The sequence below is a fragment of the Siphonobacter sp. BAB-5405 genome, assembly GCF_002872335.1.
GTDB lineage: Bacteria > Bacteroidota > Bacteroidia > Cytophagales > Spirosomataceae > Siphonobacter.
Genome location: NZ_NJAG01000115.1, coordinates 1 through 3030, shown reverse-complemented (window position 1 = coordinate 3030; position 3030 = coordinate 1). Strand labels below are relative to the sequence as shown.

The window sequence follows — 3030 nt, the reverse complement described above, 5'->3', positions numbered from 1 at the left end:
ATTCATCCTTATTGGCAGCCTTTTTTATTAAGGATAGAATTTTAACGGATTCTTGGAGATTAGAATTTCGGTACTTTCTAATTCTATGGCGGTAGCAAGTAATTCCAACAAACGGCTTCTTTTGTTTTGTACGCCCCATTCTCTAAGTGTAATCATTCCTAGGCGAAAGGTTGTTTTATCTCCACCCCAAGGTCTGGTACCGTCATTGAAATAAAAAATGGGCAGCCCTTTTTCTTTAATCCATGTATCGGGATCGATAGCTCCTACCTCACCATCTGGTTTTTAATCCATAACGGTTGATAATCCCGGTTAAAGAGCACCTCGCTACCATCTTCACAACTCCATTTTCCGTAGGGTATATACAAACGCATAGGCCAAAACTGTTGAGCTTCGGCTTGGTTACGAACCACCACCAACTCGGAGCGTGATAAAACTAGATTCCCTGAATCACAGTAGCATCTAACAAGATCGTCGTATCCATAATGTTCAATAACAAGAGCCAATTGTTTGCCCTGTTTAGTCCGGATCAAGGTTCCTGCTGAAAGAACTTTTGCAGATCGAGTACGTGATTTTTGAGGGTTTGGCCAGAGCTTAGTCCACTCTAAAGCTAAATCGAGCTTTTCAAGAAGCCGTTGCACCGGCTGACAGTCGTGATAATGAAGAGAAAGAACCTCCTTTACAGCTTCTAGAAGTTTGCTCGCTTTTTGTTTTTGCTTCTTGGAAGGATTGATTTCATCTACGTACCCGTGATGGCCATAATACATAGAATGAAACTCTTCATCTGAAAGCTGCTTGCTGTTAGGATATTCATTTTGAAGCCAATCATCCAGAGTAGCCCGTACATCTCCAATTGGTTTATTTGCTCGCTTATGAAAAGCAGTAATGGCAAGAGACTCTTGAAGTAACTTAGCGATCGCAAGGTGAGCTGCAAGGGGCATAACAGCATTCGGACGCTTACTGGACGTTGTAGAAAACGCAATGCGGTACTTTAGCACGTCCGGCGAAGGAACTTGACGAACTAATTTCTGAGGGTATTGAGCACTTGCCGAAGAGCTGTTAAGAAAATGTTTCCAATTCGAAAAGCCGGCCTGTTTAGATGCCAGATCCAGGGCACTGTAGTGAGCAATGCCTAATTGCTTTTTTAATTGTTGGGCTTGCCGCTTGAGAAAGCTGGCGGTATGACCTTTTGCTTTACGTTCCATCGAACCATCTAGCATTCCCGCCAGAAAAATGTCACCCGTCTAGCATTCTCTATTGCGAGAATTGGGGTTTCGATAGTGAACAATATCAAAACGAGTCAAGGCAGTACCGATACGGCTTCGCTGGAGACGAGTGGCAAGCTTCTGCTGAAAGCTCTGCTACTAAGGTAAGAATCAGTATGAGAATTGGCAAGACTAGCTAATTAATCTTTATTGAATAATAAGGCTTGGATAAAAAATCCTATGGCATTTTACAAACGAACCTTTCCAAAACGTTATGAACAGTTGATTTATCATTTTCATCTCAGTGGAACAGTGAATTAATGAAATAATTTAAAATATATTTGCTAGTGAATGGTGTATTATCGGGTCTTGACCGATCAAGCAGTTACGGTATGGGACCTGGAGCTCAAAAGCAAGTCGTTGAAAATTTCAACCGGTTAAAAAGAGTAGTGCTTCTTAGCTTCACCGACTTTTAATCCGGTAAAAAAATTGATTAGCCCCAGCATCAGGCCGGCATCAGTTATTACAAAACTTACGGGGCAACCTTCCTCATTGCAAAACTGGATCGACTTACTCGGAGCTTAGTCTATTCTGTACGCTGTACTTACTTAATCTTAAATCTATACCTAACTAACTTCTTAGGTCTCATACCGGGCAGGATAGTACAGGATATTGTCGGCGAGTACAACTCCTAGTTTTAGCTATCTTATTTTATTGGTAGTATCTTACTCAAGATACACTCAAGTATAATTACTCGCTTGTTAAGCCCCACTCGTTCGATCACATCATGAACTTCAGAGTACCACTCTTACTTGCCCTTTTTGTTTTTTGTTCATGCATAGCCACTGCTCAAGTTCATCTTAAAAACCTACAAGTTGAGTACACTCCAACTCCGCTGGGTATGGATGTCGAGCGTCCCCGTTTTAGCTGGCAAATGCAAACACCAACCAGAGGATCTAGTCAAACGGCCTATCAACTGGTCGTTACGGATGAAAGGGGGCAGCCTGTTTGGGATTCTAAAAAAACAAAAAGCAGTAGTTCTCTAGCCATTCCCTACGCCGGGAAACCGCTGAAAGCCCGTACCCGGTACCGGTGGCAGCTTCAGGTGTGGGATCAGGCCCATCGTGCCCACCGGTCAGAATCCTGGTTTGAAACGGGACTGATGGATACGAATCCAGACGGTTCGGCCTGGAACGGGGCCCAATGGATTGGTGGGGCGGATACGAGTTTGGTGCTTTACTCATCTTATCTGCCCGTGTTTAAACTAAGTTATAGCCTGCAACTTGAAAAGTCTTCCACGCGGGCCAGTTTTGTCTATGGAGCCAATGACCCTCGGCTCATGGATCCTAATAAAAACCTGTTCAAGCTAGCCAATAGAAAAGATGAATCGTATCTGCGTCTTGAACTCGATATTAGTCCCTTATCCAACAACGGAACGGCTCTACTTCAGGTCTACCGGGCAGGCTATCATCCTTCGGATCATCCCGAGAAACCATTAAAAAGTTTTCCCATTCCCCTTAGTCTAATCAATGAGCAGAATAAATACGACAAGCACCGGATTTACCTGCACTCTAACCTGGGCATTTCACACTTTTATGTGGATGGCGAAGATCGAAGTCACCTCATGGCCGAAGCCGGACTGAATCCCTTGGGTAATGGAGGTGATTTCATTGCGTTTCCCGTATTAGGCGAGATTGGGTTTTCGGTGCCGAAGGGACATACCGCCTTTTTCTCTGAGGTGAAAATTAGTAATTATCGAAGTCCTTCGAATGTTCTCTTTACCGAACCGCTTGATCAAAGCCCTTACCAGGGGATCTTTTCCGGGATA

At 43.7% G+C, this 3030-nt stretch carries 1 protein-coding gene and 1 pseudogene; one reads left to right on the top strand and one right to left on the bottom strand.

Annotated features, from left to right (window positions below; genetic code table 11):
- Positions 1–263: 263 nt before the first annotated feature.
- Entirely contained in the window at positions 264–1202 is a 939-nt protein-coding gene (locus BWI97_RS26255; RefSeq protein WP_146011064.1) for a DUF5623 domain-containing protein, read from the bottom strand.
- 901 nt (positions 1203–2103) lie between these two features.
- On the opposite strand from BWI97_RS26255, the pseudogene BWI97_RS26250 reads away from it, so the two are divergent.
- Positions 2104–3030 (top strand): annotated as a pseudogene (locus tag BWI97_RS26250) (alpha-L-rhamnosidase); the annotation flags it as partial.